Below are 1983 nucleotides of genomic sequence, written 5' to 3'. Positions count from 1 at the left end.
GATTGGCCATTGAACAGCCTTTGCGTTAGCGTCCAAACGTGACTTCAATGAGTCAACTGACATTTGGAAGTCAGCACCCATCTTGTCCATCTTGTTAACGAAGACGATACGAGGTACTTCGTACGTCTCAGCTTGACGCCAAACTGTTTCAGTTTGTGGCTCAACACCGGCAGCACCGTCAAGAACGGCAACCGCACCGTCAAGAACACGCAATGAACGCTCAACTTCGATAGTGAAGTCCACGTGTCCTGGCGTGTCGATGATGTTAACACGGTATGGTTCCTTGTCGTATTGGTCGTGGAATCCACGCCAAACGGCAGTCGTGGCAGCAGATTGGATCGTGATTCCACGTTCCTTTTCTTGATCCATGAAGTCCATTTGTGAAGCTCCGTCGTGAGTCTCACCAATCTTGTGGATCTTACCAGTGTAGTACAAAATACGCTCAGTCGTCGTCGTCTTACCGGCGTCGATGTGCGCCATGATACCAATGTTACGAGTACGTAGCAATGGGTATTCACGCTTGTTAGCCATGAGTATTTCTCCTTGAAATTCTATTACATCCAACACATGTTAGTTGCGTTGGTTCTATTATACCGTAAGTTATACAAAAATGGCTACTGTCATATCGACTGTAGCCATCAATTGGTTATTACCAACGGTAGTGTGCGAAGGCACGGTTGGCTTCAGCCATCTTGTGCGTGTCTTCACGCTTCTTAACAGATGCACCAGTGTTGTTGGCAGCATCCATGATTTCCTTAGCCAAACGCTCATCCATCGTGTGCTCACCGCGAGCGCGTGAGTATTGCACCAACCAGCGCAATCCCAACGTTACACGACGTTCTGGACGAACTTCGACAGGAACTTGGTAGTTAGAACCACCGATACGGCGAGCCTTAACTTCCAATACAGGCATGATGTTGTTCAAAGCTTCTTCGAACACAGCCAATGGCTCTTGACCAGTAGCTTCCTTGATACGATCGAATGCTTCGTACAAGATAGTTGAAGCAGTTCCACGCTTACCATCAAGCATCAAGCGGTTGATCAAACGTGAAACAAGCTTTGAGTTGTAAATTGGATCAGGCAGAACTTCAGCCTGCTTAGTGTAACCCTTACGTGGCATTTTATATGTCCTCCCTTAATTACTTCTTCTTAGGACGCTTTGCGCCGTACTTTGAACGTGATTGCATACGACCGTCAACACCGGCAGTATCCAAAGCACCACGGATGATGTGGTAACGAACTCCAGGCAAGTCCTTAACACGTCCACCACGGATCAAAACAACAGAGTGTTCTTGCAAGTTGTGGCCGATTCCTGGGATGTATGCCGTAACTTCGATCAAGTTTGAAAGACGCACACGGGCGTACTTACGCAAAGCTGAGTTAGGCTTCTTAGGAGTCATCGTTCCGACACGAGTTGCAACACCGCGCTTTTGTGGTGAAGAAACATTAGTCGTCTTCTTTGATTGTGAGTTGTAACCGAAGTTCAAAGCTGGTGACTTTGACTTCGTGCTCTTTGACTTACGAGGCTTACGAACCAATTGGTTAATAGTAGGCATGTCTAAGAGTCCCCTTTCAATTTTCTATATAATGTGTAGTCCACATTTCCAGGCGTGTCATTTAATAACAAGTCTAAAAACGTAGCTGAATGGTACTTTTCGTTCACGAGTTCAGCACGTCGCGTCACCGCAAACACCCTGCTCACTAAAAGCACAAATAATAATATAACACTGCTTACTAAATGTTGCAACCCTTTTAGTCGTTTAAAAATGCCTTTATATAGGCATTCATTTTGCAAACAATTCCGGGCGTGTCTTTTTTGGAAAAACTGCGCCATATCACGTCTTTAATCAGCAAACAGACAAAGGATGACGTTATGCACTATTTAGAAGTCTTCATTATTATGCCACTTTTCATCTTAGCAAAACAAGATTGGCAAATGAAATTAATTGATTCGCGCTGGTTAGCCTGTCCAACTTTCATTGC

The 1983-nt window shown here is 45.1% G+C and carries 3 protein-coding genes; all 3 read right to left on the bottom strand.

What is annotated here, in order from left to right; genetic code table 11:
- The coding region (locus tag WEIDD23_RS08300) for a GTP-binding protein (RefSeq protein ID WP_156469611.1) at positions 1 to 531 on the bottom strand (531 nt) is incomplete at its 3' end.
- Positions 532 to 649: 118 nt separating this feature from the next.
- Complete coding sequence (gene rpsG, locus WEIDD23_RS08295; RefSeq protein WP_003608096.1) at positions 650 to 1120, bottom strand: 30S ribosomal protein S7; 471 nt, start codon at positions 1118 to 1120, stop codon at positions 650 to 652.
- A gap of 19 nt (positions 1121 to 1139) precedes the next feature.
- Complete coding sequence (gene rpsL / locus WEIDD23_RS08290) at positions 1140 to 1556, bottom strand: 30S ribosomal protein S12 (RefSeq protein WP_003608097.1); 417 nt, start codon at positions 1554 to 1556, stop codon at positions 1140 to 1142.
- Positions 1557 to 1983 lie beyond the last annotated feature (427 nt).

The organism is Weissella sp. DD23 (assembly GCF_001579105.1).
In the GTDB taxonomy this organism is placed as follows: domain Bacteria; phylum Bacillota; class Bacilli; order Lactobacillales; family Lactobacillaceae; genus Weissella; species Weissella cibaria.
Note: the sequence above shows the minus strand (reverse complement) of the source record. Positions and strands in the feature narration are given on the sequence as shown.